17 protein-coding genes and 1 pseudogene are annotated in these 21,490 nt (G+C 73.3%); 13 read left to right on the plus strand and 5 right to left on the minus strand.

Features of this window, described 5'->3' with window-relative positions:
• Positions 1-17: 17 nt before the first annotated feature.
• On the minus strand, positions 18-956 hold the full coding sequence (locus K7854_RS20415) for a DMT family transporter (protein ID WP_226027986.1): 939 nt from the start codon (positions 954-956) through the stop codon (positions 18-20).
• A 218-nt stretch (positions 957-1,174) separates the two neighbouring features.
• Between K7854_RS20415 and K7854_RS20420 the strand changes: the two genes are divergently transcribed.
• Entirely contained in the window at positions 1,175-1,693 is a 519-nt protein-coding gene (locus K7854_RS20420; protein WP_226027987.1) for a MarR family winged helix-turn-helix transcriptional regulator, read from the plus strand.
• 88 nt (positions 1,694-1,781) lie between these two features.
• On the opposite strand, the gene K7854_RS20425 is transcribed toward K7854_RS20420, so the two are convergent.
• The 3 genes from K7854_RS20425 to K7854_RS20435 form a co-directional block, all read right to left on the minus strand.
• On the minus strand, positions 1,782-2,069 hold the full coding sequence (locus K7854_RS20425) for a hypothetical protein (RefSeq protein WP_226027988.1): 288 nt from the start codon (positions 2,067-2,069) through the stop codon (positions 1,782-1,784).
• An 85-nt stretch (positions 2,070-2,154) separates the two neighbouring features.
• Positions 2,155-4,254, minus strand: coding sequence for a 4-alpha-glucanotransferase (malQ, locus tag K7854_RS20430; protein ID WP_226027989.1), 2,100 nt, complete (start codon positions 4,252-4,254; stop codon positions 2,155-2,157).
• A gap of 9 nt (positions 4,255-4,263) precedes the next feature.
• Complete coding sequence (locus K7854_RS20435; RefSeq protein WP_226027990.1) at positions 4,264-4,575, minus strand: hypothetical protein; 312 nt, start codon at positions 4,573-4,575, stop codon at positions 4,264-4,266.
• Between the two features lie 324 nt (positions 4,576-4,899).
• Between K7854_RS20435 and K7854_RS20440 the strand changes: the two are divergent.
• A pseudogene (locus tag K7854_RS20440) lies at positions 4,900-5,558 on the plus strand (class I SAM-dependent methyltransferase).
• Positions 5,559-5,685: 127 nt separating this feature from the next.
• On the opposite strand, the gene K7854_RS20445 reads toward K7854_RS20440, so the two are convergent.
• Positions 5,686-6,222 (minus strand): HNH endonuclease, encoded by a 537-nt coding sequence (locus tag K7854_RS20445; protein WP_061444733.1) that lies wholly within the window; start codon positions 6,220-6,222, stop codon positions 5,686-5,688.
• 316 nt (positions 6,223-6,538) lie between these two features.
• Here K7854_RS20445 and K7854_RS20450 point away from each other — a divergent pair, with 316 nt between their 5' ends.
• From K7854_RS20450 to K7854_RS20500, 11 genes are all read left to right on the plus strand, one after another.
• Positions 6,539-7,630, plus strand: a complete 1,092-nt coding sequence (locus tag K7854_RS20450) for a mechanosensitive ion channel family protein (protein ID WP_486389172.1) — start codon at positions 6,539-6,541, stop codon at positions 7,628-7,630.
• Between the two features lie 213 nt (positions 7,631-7,843).
• Positions 7,844-9,061: an ROK family transcriptional regulator gene (locus K7854_RS20455; RefSeq protein WP_226027991.1), complete on the plus strand. Its 1,218-nt coding sequence runs from the start codon at positions 7,844-7,846 to the stop codon at positions 9,059-9,061.
• Between the two features lie 93 nt (positions 9,062-9,154).
• A complete protein-coding gene (locus K7854_RS20460; RefSeq protein WP_226027992.1) occupies positions 9,155-10,492 on the plus strand; it encodes an ABC transporter substrate-binding protein in 1,338 nt (445 codons plus the stop codon).
• A 17-nt stretch (positions 10,493-10,509) separates the two neighbouring features.
• On the plus strand, positions 10,510-11,454 hold the full coding sequence (locus tag K7854_RS20465) for a carbohydrate ABC transporter permease (RefSeq protein ID WP_226028023.1): 945 nt from the start codon (positions 10,510-10,512) through the stop codon (positions 11,452-11,454).
• Positions 11,451-12,362, plus strand: a complete 912-nt coding sequence (locus K7854_RS20470) for a carbohydrate ABC transporter permease (protein ID WP_109032890.1) — start codon at positions 11,451-11,453, stop codon at positions 12,360-12,362. Before K7854_RS20465 ends, K7854_RS20470 begins: the two co-directional genes overlap by 4 nt.
• Before the next feature lie 7 nt (positions 12,363-12,369).
• Positions 12,370-13,635, plus strand: a complete 1,266-nt coding sequence (locus K7854_RS20475) for a 6-phospho-beta-glucosidase (RefSeq protein WP_226027993.1) — start codon at positions 12,370-12,372, stop codon at positions 13,633-13,635.
• A complete protein-coding gene (locus tag K7854_RS20480; protein WP_226027994.1) occupies positions 13,626-14,597 on the plus strand; it encodes an N-acetylglucosamine kinase in 972 nt (323 codons plus the stop codon). Before K7854_RS20475 ends, K7854_RS20480 begins: the two co-directional genes overlap by 10 nt.
• Positions 14,598-14,807: 210 nt before the next feature.
• Positions 14,808-16,172 carry a GlnX family signal transduction membrane protein gene (locus tag K7854_RS20485; protein WP_226027995.1) on the plus strand — a complete coding sequence of 455 codons (1,365 nt, stop codon included), beginning with the start codon at positions 14,808-14,810 and terminating at the stop codon, positions 16,170-16,172.
• 110 nt (positions 16,173-16,282) lie between these two features.
• The gene (locus K7854_RS20490) at positions 16,283-17,332 is read left to right on the plus strand and encodes a glutamate ABC transporter substrate-binding protein (RefSeq protein ID WP_226027996.1); all 1,050 of its coding nucleotides are present in this window, start codon (positions 16,283-16,285) and stop codon (positions 17,330-17,332) included.
• A gap of 71 nt (positions 17,333-17,403) precedes the next feature.
• Positions 17,404-18,738, plus strand: coding sequence for a coiled-coil domain-containing protein (locus K7854_RS20495; protein ID WP_226027997.1), 1,335 nt, complete (start codon positions 17,404-17,406; stop codon positions 18,736-18,738).
• 22 nt (positions 18,739-18,760) lie between these two features.
• Positions 18,761-21,487 carry a serine/threonine-protein kinase gene (locus tag K7854_RS20500; protein ID WP_226027998.1) on the plus strand — a complete coding sequence of 909 codons (2,727 nt, stop codon included), beginning with the start codon at positions 18,761-18,763 and terminating at the stop codon, positions 21,485-21,487.
• Positions 21,488-21,490: the final 3 nt, after the last annotated feature.

Raw genomic sequence — 21,490 nt, forward strand, 5'->3', positions numbered from 1 at the left:
CCGGCGGACCCCGCGACCTACCGGCGGGCCCCCGCGCCCAGGACGACACCACCGAGGATCAGCGCCATGCAGCCCGCCTGCGCCCAGCCGGTCGGCTCGGCGAGCAGGGCCCAGGACAGCAGGGCGACGCACACCGGCTGGAGGTAGTAGACGACCCCGGCGCGGGTCGGTCCGATCAGGGAGATCGCCTTGTTCCAGGCGAAGAAGGCGACGGCGGACGAGGCGACGCCGACGTACAGCAGCGGCCAGACGGTGCCCGGTGCCGGGTGGAAGCCGCCCTGGACGGCGAGGCTGACGGCCTGGGCGGGCAGCAGCAGGACCGTGCCGAACAGGAACGTGGTGAACAGGAACGCCACCCCGTCCAGCCCCGCGGGCCTGCGGCGCAGCAGCGCGCTGTACGAGCCGAAGCAGCAGGCGGCGGCGATCATCCACAGGTCACCGGCCGAGAAGGCCGCCCCGTCCCCTCCGACGAGCAGCAGGACGCCCGCGCAGGCGACGGCCAGCCCGGCGATCCGGCGGGCGCCGAGCCGCACCCCGCCCGCGCGTTCGTAGAGGGCCATGAGCACCGGGGACGCCGCCATGATCATGCCCATGTTGGCGGCGGGGGTGGTGACGCCGGCCTGGTTGACGAGGGTGTTGTAGACGGTCACGCCGAGCAGGGAGGCGAGGACCACGAAGCCGAGGTGGCGCCGGATCAGGGCGCGCTGCCGCCAGGCCCGCCGGGCGCCGAAGGGGGCGACGACGGCGAGGGCCACCACCCAGCGCCAGAACGCGTGCTGGACGGGCGGGACGCTGTCGCCGAGGGCGCGCGAGGTGACGAAGCTGCCGGACCAGACGAGGGTGGCGAGGACGGCGAGCCCGAGCCCGAGGGCGACCGGCGCCGTCGACCGCGCCGGAGCGGTGGCCTGGTGAGCGGACTTTCCCTGGGCGGTGCTGCGGTGGGCGGCTGTGGCCACGAAGGTCCTTTTCCGGTCGGCGGTCTGGCGGGGTCCACTTACCGTCGCAGGGCCGGATCCGTCAGGTCCATCGAATCTTTTCGACCATTCCTTGAAGCAGAACTGAAGGGACAACCGAAAGAGAGAAGTGAAGGGAGAAGGGAAGGGAGAGGTGAAGGGAGGAGTGAAGGGTCGGGCCTTGCGGGGTCGAGAGGAGGCCGACGGAAGATACTCGTCGCATGACTGAACGCCCCTCGCAGCCCGGACCGCGCAAGGACCCCGTCGACGTGATCATCGACCAGTGGGCGGCGGTGCGGCCCGACCTGGACACGGCCGGCATGGAGGTCTTCGGCCGGATCTTCCGGCTGGCGCGTGCGATGGGCGACCGGATGGAGCAGGCGTACGCGCGCTTCGGCATCTCGCGCGGGGAGTTCGACGCGCTGGCCACCCTGCGCCGCTCCGGCGAGCCGTACACGCTCTCCCCGCGGCAGCTCTCGGCGACGCTGATGCTCACCACCGGCGGCATGACCGGCCGGCTGGACAAGCTGGAGCGGGCGGGACTGCTGCGCCGCTCGCCCGACCCGCACGACCGCCGGGGACTGCAGGTCACGCTCACCGAACGGGGTCTTGAGCTGATCGACGAGGCGGTCGGCGCGGGCCTCGCCGTCCAGACCGAGGCGCTGGCCTCGCTCGACGCGGAACGGGCCGGTCAGCTGGCCGACCTGCTGCGGGACCTCCTCGCCGGCACGGAGGAGTAGGGGCCGCCCGCACGAGCGCCGAAGGGCGCCGTCCCCTCCGCGTGCGTGCGGTGGGGCCGGCGCCCTCGGTGAAGTGGGGGGGGGGAGGTCAGGCCTTGGCGCCGACCTTCGCCTTGGCCTTGGCCTTCGTGCCGGGAGTCGACACCCGGTGGTCCGGGTGGGACCGGTCCAGGACCATGACCAGACCCGCGATGATTGCGAACAGGGCGATCGGGGCCAGGACGTAGAGACCCAGCGTCTCGACGACGCTCAGGCCGGTGCCGGGGTCGTCGCCGTCGTCGCGCGTCAGCGCGAGCGCGGGGGACGACATGAGCAGCATCATCAGCGTCGTACCGGCTGCCAGGGCGCCGGCGCGCAGGGCGTTCTTCTTGTCCACGGTGCAAAGTTAGCGAACGGTCCGGGCGACCGCGCGTCCGGGGTGCCCGTACGGGGCCCGCGGGCGTCCGGCGGGGCCGCCCCGTTCAGCCGTCCCGGTCGCGTACGACGTCGATCAGTGCGTGCAGCCGGGGCGAGGCGGCCAGGTCCTCCAGCGTCACCGGACGGCCCTCGGCGTCGGCGACGGGCAGCCGCCAGTTCGGGTACTGGTCCCAGGTGCCGGGCAGGTTCTGCGGGCGGCGGTCGCCGACGGCGTCCGGGAGCCAGATGCCGACCATCCGGGCGGGGGTGCGCAGCAGGAAGCGGTGCACGGCCTGGATCTCCGCCTCCTCGGCGGGCGTTCCGGTGTCGCCGCCGGTGCCGTGCAGCAGCCCGAGCCGGGCCAGTACGTCGAGCCACTCCGCCGTGTCCGCGGCGGCCTCGGCCCGTTCCTCCTCCAGCGGGCGGGTGAGCAGGCCGAGCCGGTCGCGCAGTTCGACGTGCTCGCCGGTGAGGCGGGCGGCGGTGGACGGCAGGTCGTGGGTGGTGGCGGTGGCCAGGCAGTCGGCCCGCCAGCGCTCGGGCGGCAGGGGGCGGCCGTCGCCGGTCCAGTCCCGTTCGAACCACAGCACCGAGGTGCCCAGCACCCCGCGTTCGCGCAGCGCCTCGCGCACCCCGGGCTCCACGGTGCCCAGGTCCTCGCCGATGACGACGGCACCGGCCCGGTGGGCCTCCAGGACGAGGACGGCGAGCATGGCCTCGGCGTCGTAGTGGACGTAGGTGCCCTCGGTGGGCGGCCGTCCCTCGGGCACCCACCAGAGCCGGAACAGGCCCATGACGTGGTCGACGCGCAGGGCGCCGGCGTACCGGAAGAGGCCCCGCAGCAGCCCCCGGAACGGCGCGTACCCGGACCCGGCGAGGCGGTCCGGGCGCCAGGGCGGCAGCCCCCAGTCTTGGCCGCGGGAGTTGAAGGCGTCCGGCGGTGCGCCCGCCGACATGCCGGCGGCGAAGTACTCCTGCTGGGCCCAGGAGTCGGCGCCGTGCGGGTGCACGCCGACGGCGAGGTCGTGGACGATCCCGACCGGCATGCCGGCCTCGCGGGCGGTGCGCTGGGCGGCGGTGAGCTGGGTGTCGGTGAGCCAGGTGAGGCGGGAGTGGAAGTCGACGCGGTCCATCAGTTCGCGGCGGGCCCGGTCGGTCTCGGCCGAGCGGGGGTCGCGCAGGCCCGCGGGCCAGCGGTGCCAGTCGGAGCCGTGCACCTCGGCGAGCGCGCACCAGGTGGCGTGGTCCTCCAGGGCGGTGCCCTGTTCGGCGAGGTAGTCGCAGTAGGCGGCGCGGCGGCCGGGGCCGAGGGGGACCTCGCGGAGCAGTTCCAGCGCCTCGCGCTTCAGCTCCCACACGGCGTCCCGGTCGATCAGGGCGCCCTTCTCCAGCACGCCCTCGCGCAGCCGCCCGGCCCGTTCCCGCAGTGTGCGGGCGCGCTCGGGGTCGGTGACGTACGCGAACTCGGGCACGTCCTCGATCCGCAGGTGCACCGGGTCGGGGAAGCGGCGCGAGGACGGCCGGTACGGGGACGGGTCGGTCGGGGCGCCGGGCACCGCCGCGTGCAGCGGGTTGACCTGGACGAATCCGGCGCCGAGGGCGCGCCCGGCCCAGGCGGCCAGCTCGCCGAGGTCGCCGAGGTCGCCCATGCCCCAGGAGCGGCGGGAGAGGAGGGAGTAGAGCTGGACGAGGAGGCCGTGGCAGCGGGCGGCGGGGGCGGGCAGCCGGGCGGGCGCGACGATCAGGTGCGCCTCGGCGGTACGGCCGTCGGGCGCGTCGGCGGTCAGCCGGTGGACCCCGTGCGCCAGCCCTTCGACTCCGTCGCGGCGCTCGCCCTGCTCGGTCTCGACGCGCAGGCGGGTGCCGGCGGGCAGGGCGGTCAGTGCGGCCGGGGTGCCGCCGCCGTCCCAGCGGACGACGGTGGGCGGCAGCAGCCGTTCGCGCAGCTCGGCCTCGCGGGCGGCGAGCGCGGCCCGTACGGCCCCGGGGCCGCTCGTGTCCACGCCGAGCGCGGCCAGCGCGAGGGTGACGGCGGTGGCCGAGGCCGGGACGGTGCGGTCCGGGGAGGGGCGGTAGGAGGTGGCGACGCCGTGCAGGGCGGCGAGCCTGGTCAGATCCTCGGGAAGGTCCTCGGTGGGCGGCTCGGCCGGCTGGGCTGCGGGCATCTGCTTCCTCTACGACCTCGTGGGTTCCGGGACGGGAACGGCGAAGGAGGGGCCGCCCTGCTCCGGCACGTCGGCCGTGAGTTCGGGCGAGGACTCGCTGGTCAGCGGTACCGCGTCGGTGAACGGCGACTCGCTGGTGAGGGGCTCGGCGTCGGGCAGCGGCGGTTCGCTGGTCAGGGGCGTCTCGGCGCAGCTGCCGGTGGCGCCGAAGACGCAGTAGTGCGGGGTCTCGGAGGCGGCGGAGGGCTCCGCCCAGGGGGTGGACGGCTCCGCCACGGGTTTGGAGGGGGCCGGCAGCAGAAGGGGCGCCAGTGCAGCCACGGGGGTCTCCTTTGGATCAGGCTCTGGGTCGGACGGTGGTTCGGGCTCTGGATGGGGCTCTGGATCGGGCTCTGGGTAAGGCGTCGTACCGAGCACGCTCGTGGCGAGTTACGCCAGCCCCTACCCAGTCCACGCGAGGACAGACGCCCCGACACGGACAACGTGACCCTGGTCACACCCACCCCCTTCCGAACACCTACAGACCCGGCCAGAAAATCCCCTATCCCACCCACAGACCACCCAAACCGACCACCGGTCCCGGCCCAGCACGGACACTCACCGTCTCGGGAACTGCGCCCCGGGGGCCGATCGTCGAAGGAACACATGACGTCACCGCCGCATCGGCTCCTCCAGGCACTCGACCGGTTCAACGCCGTTCACCCCTGGGACCACAACGCCCACTACCACCGCTGGATCCTGCGGCAGCTCCCCCGCCGGTTCGGGAGCGCGCTGGACGTCGGTTCCGGCGCCGGTGACCTGGCCCGCCTGCTCGCCACCCGCGCCGACGCGGTCCACGGCGTCGATTCGGATCCGGTGATCACCGCACGGGCGCGCGCGCTGACTGCCGCGCCGACGGCGGCCTCCTTCACCGTCGCCGACGCCCTGACCGACCTTCCCGCCGGGCCCCACGACGTCATCACCTGCGTCGCCACGATCCACCACCTGCCGTTCGCCGATGCCCTCGACGCCTTCCGTCGGCACCTGGCTCCCGGCGGCACCCTGGTCGTCGTCGGCCTCTACCGGCCGCGGACCGCCACGGACCACCTGCTGGGCGCGGCCGCCGTCCTCCCCAACGCCGTCATCGGGTGGCTCAAGAACAGGGGCCGGCCCGCCGCCGCCCCGCCCACCTCGATGACCGCCCGGACCCGGCCGGCCGACATGTCCTTCTCCGACATCACCGCGAAGGCCCACACGCTTCTGCCCGGCGCCGGGTGCGCCGCCGTCTCTTCTGGCGCTACACCCTTGTCTGGCGCCGTCCCTGACCACCCCGGTTTCCCTGCACCGAGGCCGAGGACCCCCGCAGATCCGGAGGAGTGCGTCGAGGTCACCTCGTACGACTCGGACGCCGACCGGCGCGGGCCGGAGCAGGAGCAAGCGGAGGCCCGGACGTCAGGCGGAGATGCCGTCGATCCGGGCCATGGCGTCCTCCGCGCCGTACGGCTGCAAGTACGGCAGCCAGCGCGGGTCCCGGTGCCCGGTGCCGATGATGCGCCAGGCCAGACCGGTGGGCGGGGCCGGTTTGTGGCGCAGGCGCCAGCCCAGCTCGACCAGGTGGCGGTCGGCCTTGACGTGGTTGCAGCGGCGGCAGGACGCCACCACGTTGTCCCACGCGTGCAGACCCCCGCGACTGCGCGGGATGACGTGGTCGACGCTGGTGGCGACGGCGCCGCAGTACATGCAGCGGCCCCCGTCGCGGGCGAACAGGGCACGGCGCGTGAGCGGGACGGGGCCCCGGTAGGGCACCCGTACGAACCGCTTGAGCCGGACCACGCTGGGTGCGGGCACGGTGACGGTCGCGCTGTGCAGGTAGGCGCCGGACTCCTCGAGGCACACGGCCTTGTTCTCCAGGACGAGGACGAGCGCGCGGCGGAGCGGTACGACGCCGAGTGGCTCGTACGACGCGTTGAGGACCAGGACATGCGGCACGGGTGCCTCCTTGGGCGTCGGCGGCGCGTGGCTCGCGCCGGGACGATCTGGTTCAGTCTCCCCTCATGCCTGGTCGTAGCGCCACCATGTCCCGGTAACGGGCTGGGAGTGTTTTCGACCACACGGTGTCCGCGGTCGCGGGCGTGACCAGTTCAGGCGTGGGTGAGCAGCGTCTCGCCCGCCCGTTTCGGGCCGAACCGCGTCCGGTGCCCCGTTAGTGTGGTGCATCTGCCCGTCCGGTGACCTTTCCGTGACCTTGGACCGGACCTCGGACCGGACCGCGCAGGACGGGCCGCCGCACCTGGAGGTTTCCGCCGTGTCCCTGTCCGCCGCCGTCCTGCCCCTGCTGGCCGCCGGTCCGTCGCCGACGCCGACGGCGCCGACCGTGCCCTCGCTGAAGGAGGCCCACGAGAGCGCCACCAACGCCGCGGGCTGGGTCGAGGAGAACTGGTCGACGTGGCTCGCGATCGGGCTGCGGGTGCTGCTGATCGTGGTGATCGCGCTGGTGCTGCGCGCCGTGGTGCGGCGGGCGATCACCAAGCTGATAGAGCGGATGAACCGCAGGACCGGGTCGTCGACCGCCACCGCGCTGAGCGGCCTGCTGGTCAACGCCGAGCGGCGCCGGCAGCGGTCGGAGGCGATCGGCTCCGTGCTGCGCTCGGTGGCCAGCTTCCTCATCCTCGGCACCGCCGCCCTGATGGTGCTCGGCACCTTCCAGATCAACCTGGCCCCGCTGCTGGCCTCCGCCGGTGTCGCCGGTGTCGCGATCGGCTTCGGCGCCCGCAACCTGGTCACCGACTTCCTGTCCGGCGTCTTCATGATCCTGGAGGACCAGTACGGCGTCGGCGACAGCATCGACGCGGGCGTGGCCTCCGGCGAGGTGATCGAGGTCGGGCTGCGGGTGACCAAGCTGCGCGGCGTCGACGGCGAGATCTGGTACGTCCGCAACGGCGAGGTCAAGCGCATCGGCAACCTCTCCCAGGGCTGGTCCACGGCCGGCGTCGACGTCACCGTCCGCTCCGACGAGGACCTGGACAAGGTGAAGGAGACCCTTGCCGCGGTCGGCGAGCGGATGAGCAAGGAAGAGCCCTGGAACGAGATGCTCTGGGGGCCGATCGAGACCCTCGGGCTGGATTCCGTCCTGCTGGACTCGATGGTGGTGCGGGTCTCCGCGAAGACCATGCCCGGCAAGTCGCTCACCGTCGAGCGCGAACTGCGCTGGCGCATCAAGCGGGCCTTCGACGCGGCCGGCATCGCCATCGTCGGCGGCGCCACCGTCCCGCTGGAGGGCGCCCCGGCCGCCGCTGACCCGACGGCGGGCGTCGCCGCGCCGTCGGCGTACGCGAGCACCGTGTCGCCGCAGTCCATGGCGGCCTCCCCGATCCCGCCGCCCAGCACCAGCAAGTAGCCACCCGGCCCGTGCGCTTCCCGCCCCCGAGGTAACGACTGCGTTGCCTCGGGGGCGGTCTCTTGACGGCTCCTTGCGGGCGGGCCTACGTTCTCCAGCCAACAGGAAACTTTCCTAACAGACCCTCTGGCAGGCGTTTCCCGTGATCCGCGCGGTGGACTTCCCCACCGCCCCCTGAAAAGCTGAGCGGTCGAGAGGCAGGTGTGGACACGCATGGCAGGAACCGCCGGTACGCCGGGCACCCCGCGCGTCCTGCGCGCCATGAACGACCGGGCCGCACTCGACCTCCTGCTGGAGCACGGGCCGCTGTCCCGGACCCGGATCGGCAAGCTGACCGGTCTGTCGAAGCCGACCGCCTCGCAGTTGCTGGCCCGGCTGGAGGCGGCGGGGCTGGTCCTGGCGGGCGGCACCACCGAGGGGCGTCCGGGCCCCGGCGCCCAGCTCTACGAGGTGAACCCGGCCGCCGCGCACGCCGCGGGCCTCGACGTCACCCCGGACCGCATCCTGGCCGCGGTCGCCGACGTCACCGGGCGCACGGTCGGCCGGTACGAGCTGCCCACCCCGGGCCGGCGCCCCGCCACCCCCGTCGTCCAGCAGGTCACCGACGCGCTCGACGGCGCGGTGAAGGCGGCGGGGCTGGACCGCGGCGCCGTGCACCGGCTCGTCATCGGCACCCCGGGCGCCTTCGACCCGGGCACCGGCCGGCTGCGCTACGCCTCCCACCTGCCCGGCTGGCACTCCCCCGCCCTCCTGGACGAACTCGCCGCCGCCCTGCCGATGCCGGTGGAGTACGAGAACGACGTGAACCTGGCCGCCGTGGCCGAACAGCGGCTCGGCGCGGCCCGGGGGCACGAGGACTTCGTCCTGCTGTGGAACCAGGAGGGCCTGGGCGCCGCCCTGGTCCTCGGCGGCCGGCTGCACCGCGGCTGGACCGGCGGCGCCGGGGAGGTCGGGTTCCTGCCGGTGCCGGGCGCCCCGCTGGTCCGCAAGGTCAGCCGCACCGGCAGCGGCGGCTTCCAGGAGCTGGCCGGTTCGCAGGCCCTGCCGGGACTGGCCCGGGAGCTGGGCGTCGCCGACGTGCCCTCGGGGGCGTACACCGAGGTCGCCGCCGCCCTGGTGGCCCGCGCGGCGCGGACCGGCGCCGACGACGATCCGCACCGCAGGCTGCTGCGGACCTACGCCACCCGGCTGGCCACCGGTCTCGCCTCCCTCGTCTCGGTCCTGGACCCCGAGCTGGTGGTCCTCAGCGGCACCTCCCTCACCGCGGGCGGCGAGGTGCTGCGCGACCTGGTGCGGGACGAGCTGGAGGAACTGGCCGCCTCCCGGCCCCGGCTCGCCGTCGGTGACGTGACCGAGGACCCCGTCCTGCGCGGCGCGCTGGAGAGCGCGCTCGCGACCACCCGCGACGAGGTCTTCGACACCTCGCGCTGACCCCCGCGCCGCCCGCCGACCCCCGCGCCACCCCACTGGCTTGACCCCGCCCCACCCACCACCTGTCCCCACCCTGCCCCTGGGAGCTTCGCCATGCCCGGAATATCCAGGAAAGCGGCCCTCGCGGTCGCCGCCTCCGCCTCCCTCGCCCTGCTCGCCACCGCCTGTACCGGCCAGTCCGAATCCGGCGCCTCCGACGACCCGAACGCCGAGACCACCATCACCTTCTGGCACGGCTGGAGCGCGCCCGCCGAGGTGAAGGCCGTCCAGGCCAACGTGGACCGCTTCGAGAAGGCGCACCCCAACATCAAGGTGAAGGTCGTCGGCAACATCAACGACGACAAGCTCAACCAGGCCCTGCGCGCGGGCGGTTCGAACGGCCCCGACGTGGTGTCCTCGTTCACCACCTCCAACATCGGCAAGTTCTGCTCCTCGGGCGCCTTCCTCGACCTGAAGCCGTTCATCGAGAAGTCCAAGCTCGACCTCGACGCCCTCATCCCGAAGCCGATGCTGGACTACACCCAGTTCGAGGGGACGCGCTGCGCCCTGCCGCTGCTCGGCGACGCCTACGGCCTCTACTACAACAAGGACGCCTTCGAGGCGGCCGGGATCAAGGCCCCGCCCAAGACCTGGTCCGAGTTCGCCCAGGTGGCGAAGAAGCTGACGAAGACCAAGGGCGACGGGTACCAGCAGCTGGGCTTCATGCCGAACTACCACGGCTACGAGACCGTCGTCGACCACTACATGTCCCAGTGGGACCACGCCTACTTCGACGCGGACGGCAAGTCCAACGTCGCCAAGGACCCGGCGTTCGCCGAGATGTTCACGTACCAGAAGAAGCTCGTCGACGACCTCGGCGGCTTCGAGAAGCTGGAGAAGTACCGCAACACCTTCGGCGACGAGTGGGGCGCCAAGCACCCCTTCCAGACCGGTCAGGTCGCCATGCAGCTGGACGGCGAGTGGCGGCTCGGCATGGCGAAGGACGCGGGTGTCGACTTCGAGATCGGCACCGCGCCGATGCCCGTCGCCGACGACGAGGCGGACGAGTACGGCAAGGGCTTCCTGTCCGGCACCGTCATGGGCATCGCCCCGCAGAGCAAGAAGCAGAACGCCGCGTGGGAGCTGGTGAAGTACATGACGACCGACACCGACGCCGTCGTCGCCTTCGCCAACGCCATCCGCAACGTGCCCTCCACCTTCCCGGCCCTCAAGTCGCCCGACCTGAAGACCGACCCGGCGTTCAAGACCTTCCTGGACATCGCCCAGCACCCCGAGTCGAACTCCCCGCCGGCCTCCGTCAACGGCGCCACCTACCAGCTGACCCTCCAGGACTTCGGCTACCAGTACGAGTCGGGCAAGGCGACGGACCTCAAGGCCGGTCTGGAGAAGACCGCCGCGCAGATCGACCGCGACATCGCACAGGCGAAGTAGCGGACATGACCACGTCCATGTCCGCCAACACGCTCCGCGCCAAGCGCCGTTCCTCGGCGCTTCGGACGGCGGCCTTCATGTCGCCGTGGCTCGTCGGGTTCGGCGTCTTCTTCGCCTATCCCCTGGTGTCCACCGTGTACTTCTCGCTGATGAAGTACGACGGCTTCGGCGTCCCGGAGTTCCGGGGCCTGGAGAACTGGGCGTACGTCTTCCAGGACTACCCGCTGTTCTGGCCAGCGCTGCGCAACACGCTCTGGCTGGTCCTGGTGATGGTGACCTGCCGGGTGGTGTTCGGGCTCGGGGTCGGGCTGCTGATCACGAAGATCAAGACGGGCGCGGGGGTCTTCCGCACCCTCTTCTACCTGCCCTACCTCGCCCCGCCCGTCGCCGCGACGCTCGCCTTCGTCTTCCTGCTCAACCCCGGTACCGGACCGGTCAACTCGGTCCTGGAGGGCCTGGGCGTACCGGCGCCCGGCTGGTTCACGGACGCCGCCTGGTCCAAGCCCGCGCTGACCGCGCTCGCGGTGTGGGGCGTGGGCGACCTGATGGTGATCTTCATGGCCGCGCTGCTCGACGTGCCGAAGGAGCAGTACGAGGCGGCCGAGCTGGACGGGGCGTCGGCCTGGCAGCGGTTCCGGTTCGTGACGCTGCCGAACATCTCGCCGATCGTGCTGTTCGCCGTGGTCACGGGCGTGATCCAGACCATGCAGTACTACACGCAGCCGCTGGTCGCCGGGAAGGTCGCCTCCGGGATCATCGGCGGCTCCGGACAGTCCTTCGAGCCCGGCTATCCCGACAAGTCGACCCTCACCCTCCCCCAGCTCGTCTACAACCTCGGCTTCCAGCGCTTCGACTACGGCTCGGCCTGTGTGGTCGCGCTCGTGCTGTTCGCGCTGGCCATGGCGTTCACCGCGCTGCTGATGCGCCGCCGGGGCGGTCTGATCCAGGCAGGTGACCGATGACCACCCAGGTACCGACGGCCCAGGTGCCGGCCCGGCCCGCCGCGGCCGCCGGCCCGCCGCCCACCGAGGAGCGCACCGCCCGCCGGCGCGTGCTGCTGCACTGGATCGCCGTCCACTCGCTCGGCGTGGCCGCCGCGCTCTTCTTCACGCTGCCGTTCGTCTTCGTGGTGCTCACCTCGCTGATGAGCGACCAGCAGGCGCTCACCCGCGACCTGTGGCCGCACACCTGGGAGTGGGGCAACTACCGCGCGGTCCTGGACACGCCCGGCTTCCTGACCTGGTGGAAGAACACGCTGCTGTACGCGGGGCTCGGCACCGTGCTGACCGTGGCGTCGTCGATCCCGGTGGCGTACGCACTGGCCAAGTTCCGCTTCCGGGGGCGGCACCTGTCCCTGATGCTGGTGATCTCGATGATGATGCTGCCCCCGCAGGTGATCATCATCCCGATGTACCTGTTCTGGGCGAAGCAGCTGGACCTGTCCGGCACGCTGTGGCCGCTGATCATCCCGATGGCCTTCGGCGACGCGTTCTCCATCTTCCTGCTGCGCCAGTTCCTGCTGACCATCCCGGACGAGTACCTGGACGCGGCGAAGGTCGACGGCTGCGGGGAGCTGCGCACCCTGCTCAAGGTCGTCCTGCCGATGGCGAAGCCGGGGATCGCCGCGGTGGCCCTCTTCCAGTTCTTCTACGCCTGGAACGACTACTTCGGCCCCCAGATCTACGCCTCCGAGAACCCCGGCGCCTGGACCCTCTCCTACGGCCTGGAGTCCTTCAAGGGCGCCCACCACACCGACTGGAACCTCACCATGGCCGCCACCGTGCTGGTCATGGCCCCCGTGATCCTCGTGTTCTTCTTCGCGCAGAAGGCGTTCGTCGAGGGCGTCACACTGACCGGAGTAAAGGGTTGATGACTTCATGAAACTCACCGTGGTCGGCGGCGGTTCGACCTACACGCCCGAACTGATCGACGGCTTCGCCCGGTTGCGGGACACACTCCCGGTGGCGGAGCTGGTGCTCGTCGACCCGGCGGCGGACCGGCTGGAGCTGGTGGGCGGCCTCGCCCGGCGCATCTTCGCCAGGCAGGGGCACACCGGCCGCGTGGTCACCACCTCCGACCTGGACGCGGCCGTCGACGGCGCCGACGCCGTCCTGCTCCAGCTGCGGGTCGGCGGCCAGGCCGCCAGGCAGCAGGACGAGACCTGGCCGCTGGAGTGCGGCTGCGTCGGCCAGGAGACGACCGGCGCGGGCGGCCTCGCCAAGGCGCTGCGCACGGTGCCGGTGGTGCTGGACATCGCCGAGCGGGTCCGGCGCGCCAACCCGGACGCCTGGATCATCGACTTCACCAACCCGGTCGGCATCGTCACCCGCGCCCTGCTCCAGGCCGGGCACCGGGCGGTCGGGCTGTGCAACGTGGCGATCGGACTGCAGCGCAAGTTCGCCGCGCTGCTCGGGGTGGCGCCCACCGACGTCCACCTGGACCACGTCGGCCTCAACCACCTCACCTGGGAGACCGGCGTACGGCTCGGCGGGCCCGAGGGCGAGGACGTGCTGCCCCGGCTGCTGGCCGAGCACGGGGACACGGTCGCCGCCGACCTGCGCCTGCCCCGGCCGCTCCTGGACCGCCTGGGCGTCGTCCCCTCCTACTACCTGCGCTACTACTACGCCCACGACGAGGTCGTCGACGAGCTGCGCAGCAAGCCGTCCCGGGCCGCCGAGGTGGCGGAGATGGAGCGGCAGTTGCTGGAGATGTACGGCGACCCGGCCCTGGACGAGAAGCCCGCGCTGCTCGCCAAGCGCGGCGGCGCCTACTACTCCGAGGCGGCCGTCGACCTGGCCGCCGCCCTGCTCGGCGGCGCGGGTTCCCCGTACCAGGTGGTGAACACCTACAACCGGGGCACGCTGCCCTTCCTCCCCGACGACGCGGTGATCGAGGTCCCGGCGGCCGTGGGAGGCAAGGGCGCCTCCCCGCTGCCGGTGGCGGACGTGGACCCGCTGTACGCGGGGCTGATGGCGCACGTGACCGCGTACGAGGACCTGGCCCTGGACGCGGCCCTGCGCGGCGGGCGGGACCGGGTCTTCCGGGCGCTGCTGGCCCACCCGCTCGTCGGCCAGTACGCGTACGCCGAGCAGCTCACCGACCGGCTGATCGCGCACAACCGGGAGCACCTGGCGTGGGCCTGAGCGCGAGCGTCCTCGCCGTCGACGCGGGCAACAGCAAGACCGACGTGGCCGTGGTGGCCGCGGACGGGGAGGTTCTCGGCACGGCCCGCGGCGGGGCCTTCCGGCCGCCCGCGGTCGGTGTCGAGCGGGCCGTGGACGCCCTGGCGGACGCGGTGGCGCGGGCCTTCGCCGCGGCCGGGGTGGCCTCCGTCGGCCATGTGTCGGCGTGCCTGGCCAACGCCGATCTGCCCGTGGAGGAGGAGCAGCTGGCGGCCGCGCTGCACGCGCGGGCGTGGGGCCCGAGCGTCGAGGTCCGCAACGACACGTTCGCGATCCTGCGCGCGGGGGTCGCCGAGCCGTTGGGCGTCGCCGTCGTCTGCGGGGCGGGCGTGAACTGCGTCGGCATGCGTCCCGACGGCCGCACCGCCCGCTTCCCGGCCATCGGCCGCATCTCCGGCGACTGGGGCGGCGGCTGGGGGCTGGCCGAGGAGGCGCTGTGGCACGCCGCGCGCGCGGAGGACGGCCGGGGCGAGCCGACGGAACTGGCCCGCACCCTGCCGGCGCACTTCGGCCTCGGCTCGATGTACGCCCTCATCGAGGCCCTGCACCTGCGGCACGTCGAGCCCGCACGGCGGCACGAGCTGACCCCCGTGCTGTTCGCCACGGCGGCGGGCGGCGACCCGCTCGCCCGGTCGATCGTGGACCGGCAGGCCGACGAGGTGGTGGCCATGGCGGTGGTCGCGCTGACCCGCCTCGACCTGCTGTCCGAACCCGCGCCGGTCCTGCTCGGCGGCAGCGTGCTGGCGGCCCGGCATCCGCAGCTGGACGGGCGGATACGGGAACTGCTGGCGGCCCGCGCCCCCAAGGCCGTGCCCCGGGTGGTGACGGCCCGGCCCGTGCTGGGCGCGGTGCTGCTGGGCCTCGACCACCTGGGCGCCGGGCCCGGAGCCGGGGAGCGGGCCCGCGCGCACTTCGCCGCCTGAACCGCCCGAGCCTGCCCGGGCCGCCTGAATCGCCCGCAACCGCCTGAGCTGCCCGAGCCGCCACGGGAACCGAACCGGTTCCCGTGGCGTATTCATGGGCAGGGGTGGTGCGTTGCACCGGGACCACATCAAGATCGGGTGAAGGCCGGTGCGAATGTCGGTGCGGACAGCGATACTTGCGGCGACGGATGACCATGGGGGAGGTCAGCAGTGACTCAACCGCCGAAGGGCAGCGCGGCACCGCCGCCGGACACGGCGCCGCGCCGTACCGCCTTCGCCGAGGGCGTGGACCGGCTGCGCGCGGCGGCGGTCACCGAGCCGGGGCGGCTGCGCATCATCGGCGCGGTGCTCGCCCTGCTCGTCGTCGCCTTCGGTACCGTCACCGCCTGGCAGATGAACGCGCGGGCCACGGCCGCCGACGACGTGCTCACCCGCAGCCAGCCGCTCAGCTCCGCCGCGGCCGACATCTACCGCTCCCTGGCCGAGGCCAACACCGCGGCCTCCAGCGGCTTCCTGGCCGGCGGCCAGGAGACGGAGGACTCCCGCACCCGCTACGACAACGGGATCCGCACGGCCGCCGAGGGACTGGTGACGGCCGCCGCCAACTCCGAACCGAAGTCACCGGCGGCGACGACCATCGCGAAGCTCAACCGCCTGCTGCCCGAGTACAAGGGCCTGGTCGAGCGCGCCCGCACCTACAACCGGCAGGGCTTCCCGGTCGGCGGTGCCTATTTGCGCTACGCCAACGAGAAGATGCAGAAGGAGATGCTCCCGGCGGCGGAGGACCTCTACACCAAGGAGAACCAGCGGCTGAGCGCCGACTACGGCGACGCCAAGCCCTACCCCTGGGCGGCGATCGCCCTCGGCGTCGTCCTGCTCGCCGCGCTGGCCTGGGCCCAGCACCGCAACTACCGGCGCACCAACCGGGTCCTGAACCACGGCCTGGTCGCCGCGACCGCCGCCTCCGCGGTGGTGCTGCTCTGGCTGGTCGTCGGCCACAGCGTCGCCCGGTCGAACCTGACCGACTCCTACGAACACGGCGTACGCTCCCTGAACGCGCTGAACGAGGCCCGCATCGCCTCCCTCAAGGCGCGGGGCAACGAAAACCTGACCCTGGTCTCCCGCGGCGCGGAGACCACCAAGGTGGGCGACACCACGTACGACTCCTACGACCTGGCCTTCGGCAAGAACATGGACAGCCTCGGCACGGCACTGGCCGAGGCCGGGCGGCTCGCCGACGACACGTCCGGCGAACAGCCGGTCGCCACGGCGAACGGCAACATGGCGGAGTGGAAGAAGCGCCACACCTCGGCCCGTACGCAGGACGAGAACGGCAACTACCAGCAGGCGCTGAACCTGGTCATCGGCGGTGAAGGCGCCACGGTGGAGTGCTTCGACGGCGTCGACGAGGCGCTCGCCACCGCCCTGAAGCACGAGAAGGCGGAGTTCGAGCAGGCGGCGGGCGACGGTCTGGACGCGATGGGCTACCTGCCCCAGGGCGCGGGCGTGCTCGCCGCGCTGGGGGCGGCCGGCGCGCTCATAGGCATCGGCCGCAGGCTGTCGGAGTACCGGTGAGGCGGGGTGCGGGCCCGGCGGGCCGGTGGGAAGGGGTGACCGTGGAGCCCGTTGAGTCGGTCGAGCCCGGCGAGCCCGTCGGGGCAGGACCCGTGAGAGGGGGCGTGAGGATGCGTGCGGGACGGTTGCGGACCGGTCTGAAGGGCTGGGGCGGCGTGGGGGCGATGGCCTTCGCCTGCGTCCTCGCGGTGCTGGCGGCGCTGCTCCTGCCGATGGTGCCCTGGCACGGCTCGGGCGGTGGCGGCGGTGCGGACGACGACGGCCACGGCGTGGCCCGCGGCAGCCAGGCGCGGGCCGCCGAGGAGTGCACGGCCCCGGAGAAGCAGACCCTCGCCCCGTCCGGGGACGACGGGCCCACCATCGATGAGATCCGCGCCCGCAAGGGCGAGAAGCGCAAGCTGGTCGTCGGCGTCGACCAGAACAGCTACCGCTGGGGCTACCGCGACCCGAACAGCGGCGGCGACGCCGAGCTGGAGGGCTTCGACATCGACCTGGCGCACCGGATCGCGAAGGACATCCTCGGCGACGAGGACGCCGTGCAGTTCAAGGCGATCCCCACCGACCAGCGCGTCCCCGCGATCCAGGACGGCCGGGTCGACATGGTGGTGCGCACGATGACCATCAACTGCGACCGGCTCCAGGACGTCGCGTTCTCCGCCCCCTACTTCAGGACCGGCCAGCAGGTGCTGGCCCCCAAGTCCTCGAAGATCACCGGGTACAACAGCACGCTGGCCGGCAAGGAGATCTGCACGGCGGCGGGTTCGACGGCGCTGAGCACGCTGGAGCAGGACCAGCAGGACGGCAGGCTCGCCGAGGGCGTCGACCTGCGCACCACCGTCCCCAACCAGCTGGACTGCCTGGTGCGGCTCCAGCTCGGCGAGGTGGACGCGGTGGTCACCGACGGCGCGCTCGCCGCGAGCCAGGCCGCGCAGGACCCGACGGTCGAGCTGAAGGGCGACGCCTTCACCACCGAGTACTACGGCGTGGCGATGAAGAAGGACGCCGACGATCTGGTACGCCGGGTCAACCGGGTCCTCGAGGAGTGGCGCGCGGACCGGGCCGGCGGCTGGCAGCACTCGTACGACGAGTGGCTGTCGGAGACCATGGACGACGCGGCGAAGTCGCTGCCGCCGACCCCGCAGTACCTGCGCCGCAGCTGACCGGCGGCGGCGCAGGAGAAGACAGAGCACACGCACGGCACACGCAAGTCCGCGACGGCGAGAGGTGATCGATGGGCGACACGGGACCCACCGGGCCGGTGATGGACCGGGACGAGGTGGACCGTGCGCTGGCGCGGCTCGGCGCGGAGCACGAGGCGATCGAGACCTCGCTCCTCGCCCTCCAGGACCACGCGGGCCGCAGACTCCTGGAGGGCGCCGAACTGACCGGCGTCACCGCCGAACGCTGGAGCGCCGCCGAGGCGTCGATCACGCTGCTGTGGACCTACTTCGACGCGTACACCGGCGCGCTGCGCACCGCCCGCGAGATCCGCGCCCGGCGCCGCTGGTCCAGCCGCGAGGACCTGGCGGAGCTGACGGAGCTGCTGCGCGGCGAGGCCGTCACGGTGGCCGGCTCGGCCGCCGCCACCGCCAACGCGCCCACCCTGAACGGCGGTCCGGGCCGGCTCAGCGAGCGGTACTCGCTGGCGGCACTGGTGGACCGGATGAACCAGCTCTACGCCACCTCCCTGGACATGGTGGTCGCCGCCGACGCGGTGTGGTCGGCGCTGCCCGCCCGGATCGATCTGCTCGCCGCCGAGCTGCAGCGCACCCGCAAGCTGGCCCACTCCGTGGGCGTGCGCCCCGGCGAGCACCCGGCCGGCGACGACCTGGAGCGGATCACCCGCACCCTGACCCGGCTGCGGGAACAGGTGATCTCCGATCCGCTGGCCTTCTGGACGCCCGCCCAGGGGAGTTCGGCGCCGGGCGGCGGCCGTCCCGACACCACGGTGTACGACCGGGAGGCGCGCGCCCTGGAGGAGGTGCGCCGCGAGATCGACGCGGTGCTGGCGGTGCGCCAGGACGCCGAGCAGCGGATCGTGCGGCTGCGGGACGTGCTCTCGCGCGCGGACCGCACCCTCGCCGAGGCCCGTACCGCGCGCGGCGAGGTGCTGGCGAAGATCGCCGCGACCGAGGTGCCGGTGGTCGGCGGACCGCCGATCGTGCTCCAGGAGCAGCTGGCGGCGGCCGCCGAGTACCGCAGGCACGCCCAGTGGCACCGGCTGTCGCCGCTCCTGGAGTCCCTGGAGGAGAAGGCCGAGGACGAACTGCTGCGGGCCCGCGAGTCGTTGACCGCGGTCACCGCGCCGCTCGCGGTCCGTGCCGAGCTGCGCGGCCGGCTCGACGCGTACAAGGCCAAGATGGCCCGGTTGGGCCACGCCGAGGATCCCGAGCTGGCCGAGAAGTACGAGAAGGCGCGCCGCATGCTGTGGAGCGCGCCCTGCGACCTGCGCGTCGCCGAGCAGGCCGTGCTGCGCTACCAGCAGGCGGCGGCCGAACTGCTCGGCGCCGCGCGGCGCGTGCCCGGCCAGGGCGGGCCGGTGGACCGGACGGGACCCGGCGCGTGAACGAGAAGGGGGAGGCAGCGTCATGAGCGAGGCAGGGCGGACGTGTCAGCGTCCCGGCTGCGACGGGACCTACGAGGACATGGGCGGCGGCGAGCTGTACTGCGACACGTGCGGTCTCGCACCGGTCGTCGCGGCGGGCGGCGCGCTCGGCTCGACACCGACCGGCATCACCGCGGGCGGCGGCGCGGGCCCGGGTTCGCGCGGTTCGTCGGGCAGTGGCGGCTCCCGCTCCAGCGCCCGCAGTTCGCGTACGTCGTCCCAGTCGTCGCGCTCGTCGAAGTCCCGGCGCTCGGTGTCCGGCCGGCTCTCCCGGGCGGTCTCGGGCCGCTCCACGGGGCGTTCGGTGTCGGTGCGCAGCTCCGGTTCGGGCGCCGGTTCCACGGGGCGCGGACGGCTGGGCGTCGGTCTGGTCGAGGTGCCGGCGGTGCCGCGGCCGGACCCGCGCGTGATGGTGATGGACCGCCCGGAGGTGCCCGAGCGCAAGCGGTTCTGCTCCCGCTCGGACTGCGGGGCGCCGGTGGGGCGGTCGCGCGGCGAGCGGCCGGGCCGTACGGAGGGCTTCTGCACCAAGTGCGGCCACCCGTACTCGTTCGTGCCCAAGCTGAAGGCCGGGGACGTGGTGCACGGCCAGTACGAGGTGGTGGGCTGCCTCGCGCACGGCGGCCTCGGCTGGATCTACCTCGCCGTGGACAAGGCGGTCTCCGACCGCTGGGTGGTCCTCAAGGGCCTGCTGGACACCGGCGACCAGGACGCGATGGCGGCGGCGATCTCCGAGCGGCGCTTCCTCGCCGAGATCGAGCACGCCAACATCGTGCGGATCTACAACTTCGTCGAGCACCTCGACCAGCGCACCGGCTCCCTCGACGGCTACATCGTCATGGAGTACGTCGGCGGCAAGTCGCTCAAGGAGATCGCCAACGCCCGCCGCTCCCCCGAGGGCCGCCGCGACCCGCTGCCGGTCGAGCAGGCCTGCGCGTACGGCATCGAGGCGCTGGAGGCGCTCGGCCACCTGCACAGCCGCAAGCTGCTGTACTGCGACTTCAAGGTCGACAACGCCATCCAGACCGAGGACCAGCTCAAGCTCATCGACATGGGCGCGGTGCGCCGCATGGACGACGACGAGTCGGCCATCTACGGCACGGTGGGCTACCAGGCCCCGGAGGTCGCCGAGGTCGGCCCGTCGGTGGCGTCCGACCTGTACACGGTCGGACGGACCCTCGCCGTGCTGACGTTCGGCTTCCAGGGCTACACCACCGTCTACGCGGACTCGCTGCCCGACCCGGACGGCATCGAGGTCTTCCGGCAGTACGAGTCGTTCTACCGGCTGCTGGTGCGGGCCACCGACCCGGACCCGGCCCGCAGGTTCGCCTCCGCGCAGGAGATGGCGGAGCAGTTGACGGGTGTGCTGCGCGAGGTGGTCTCGCTGCAGACGGGCCGTGCCAGGCCCGCCGTCTCCACGCTGTTCGGGCCCGAGGTCCGGGTCACGGACACGGAGTTGTTCCCGCGTCTGGACGGCGAGGTGTCACGGCTGGGGGCCAGGGTGCCCGCTGCGCGAGGGCGGCGGGGCGGCTCCGGTACGGCGGCCCTGCCGGGCGGGGCCGGGCCCGGGCTGCCGGGCGGGTCAGGACCCGCCGTGGGCGCGCCGGGCGGGACCGTCGCGCACGCCCCGCCGGTCGGCGCGGGTGCGGGTGCCGGTGCGGGACCGGGGTCTGCGGGCGCGGCGGTGGCCGGGCCCGGGGGCGCGAGCGCCTCGCTGCCGGGCGCGGTCGGTGCGGTCGGCGGGCCCGGCACCGGGCCGGGCGGCCTGGTCAAGGGCGCCGACGCGCCCACCGCCTCGCTGGCGCTGCCGGTCCCCCGGGTCGACGCCGGCGACCCCAACGCGGGCTTCCTGGCAGGCCTGATGGCCTCCGCCCCGGCCGAGCTGCTGACCGCGCTGGCCGCCGCCCCGGCGCCGTCGACCGAGACCCGGCTGCGGCAGATCCGGGCCCGGCTGGAGAACGGCGACGCGTCCGGCGCTCTTGAGGCGCTGGGCACCCTGGAGGCCGAGCGTCCCGACGACTGGCGGGTGGTCTGGTACCGCGGTCTTGCCGCGCTGGTGACCGGCGCCCACGAGGACGCCGCGCTGGCCTTCGACGCGATCTACGACGCCTTCCCCGGCGAGATCGCGCCGAAGCTGGCGCTCGCCCTGTGCGCGGAGGTGCTGGGGCAGCTCGACAACGCCGCCGAGTACTACCGGCTGGTGTGGTCCTCCGACCCGAGCCACGTCAGCGCCGCGTTCGGTCTCGCCCGGGTCCAGCTGGCCGCGGGCGACCGGACCGGCGCCGTACGGACGTTGGAGTCGGTGCCGGAGTCGTCCGTCCACTGCACCGCGGCGCGGGTGGCGGCCGTACGGGCGCGGCTGCGGCAGCGCACCGCGGCCGCGGGCGACCTGGAGTTCCTGGACGACCTGATCGCCGCCGCGCGGCAGGTCGAGGCGCTGGACGTGTACGGTCTGGATCCGGCGCGACGCGAGCAGCTGTCGGCCGAGGTCCTCGGTTGCGCGCTGGACTGGGTACTCTCCGGAGGTCGGGGTTCCGTCCCTCCCGCCGCCGGGGGACGGACGCTGCTCGGCAGCGGCCTGGACGAACGCGGCCTGCGCTTCGGCCTGGAGCGTTCGTACCGCACGCTGGCCCGGCTGGCGCGGGGCGGCGAGGAGAGGATCGACCTGGTGGAACGTGCCAATCGTTACCGCCCCCGGACGTGGGTGTAGTTG

Origin of the sequence: Streptomyces hyderabadensis, assembly GCF_020404845.1 — a bacterium.
Taxonomy (GTDB): Bacteria; Actinomycetota; Actinomycetes; order Streptomycetales; family Streptomycetaceae; genus Streptomyces; species Streptomyces hyderabadensis.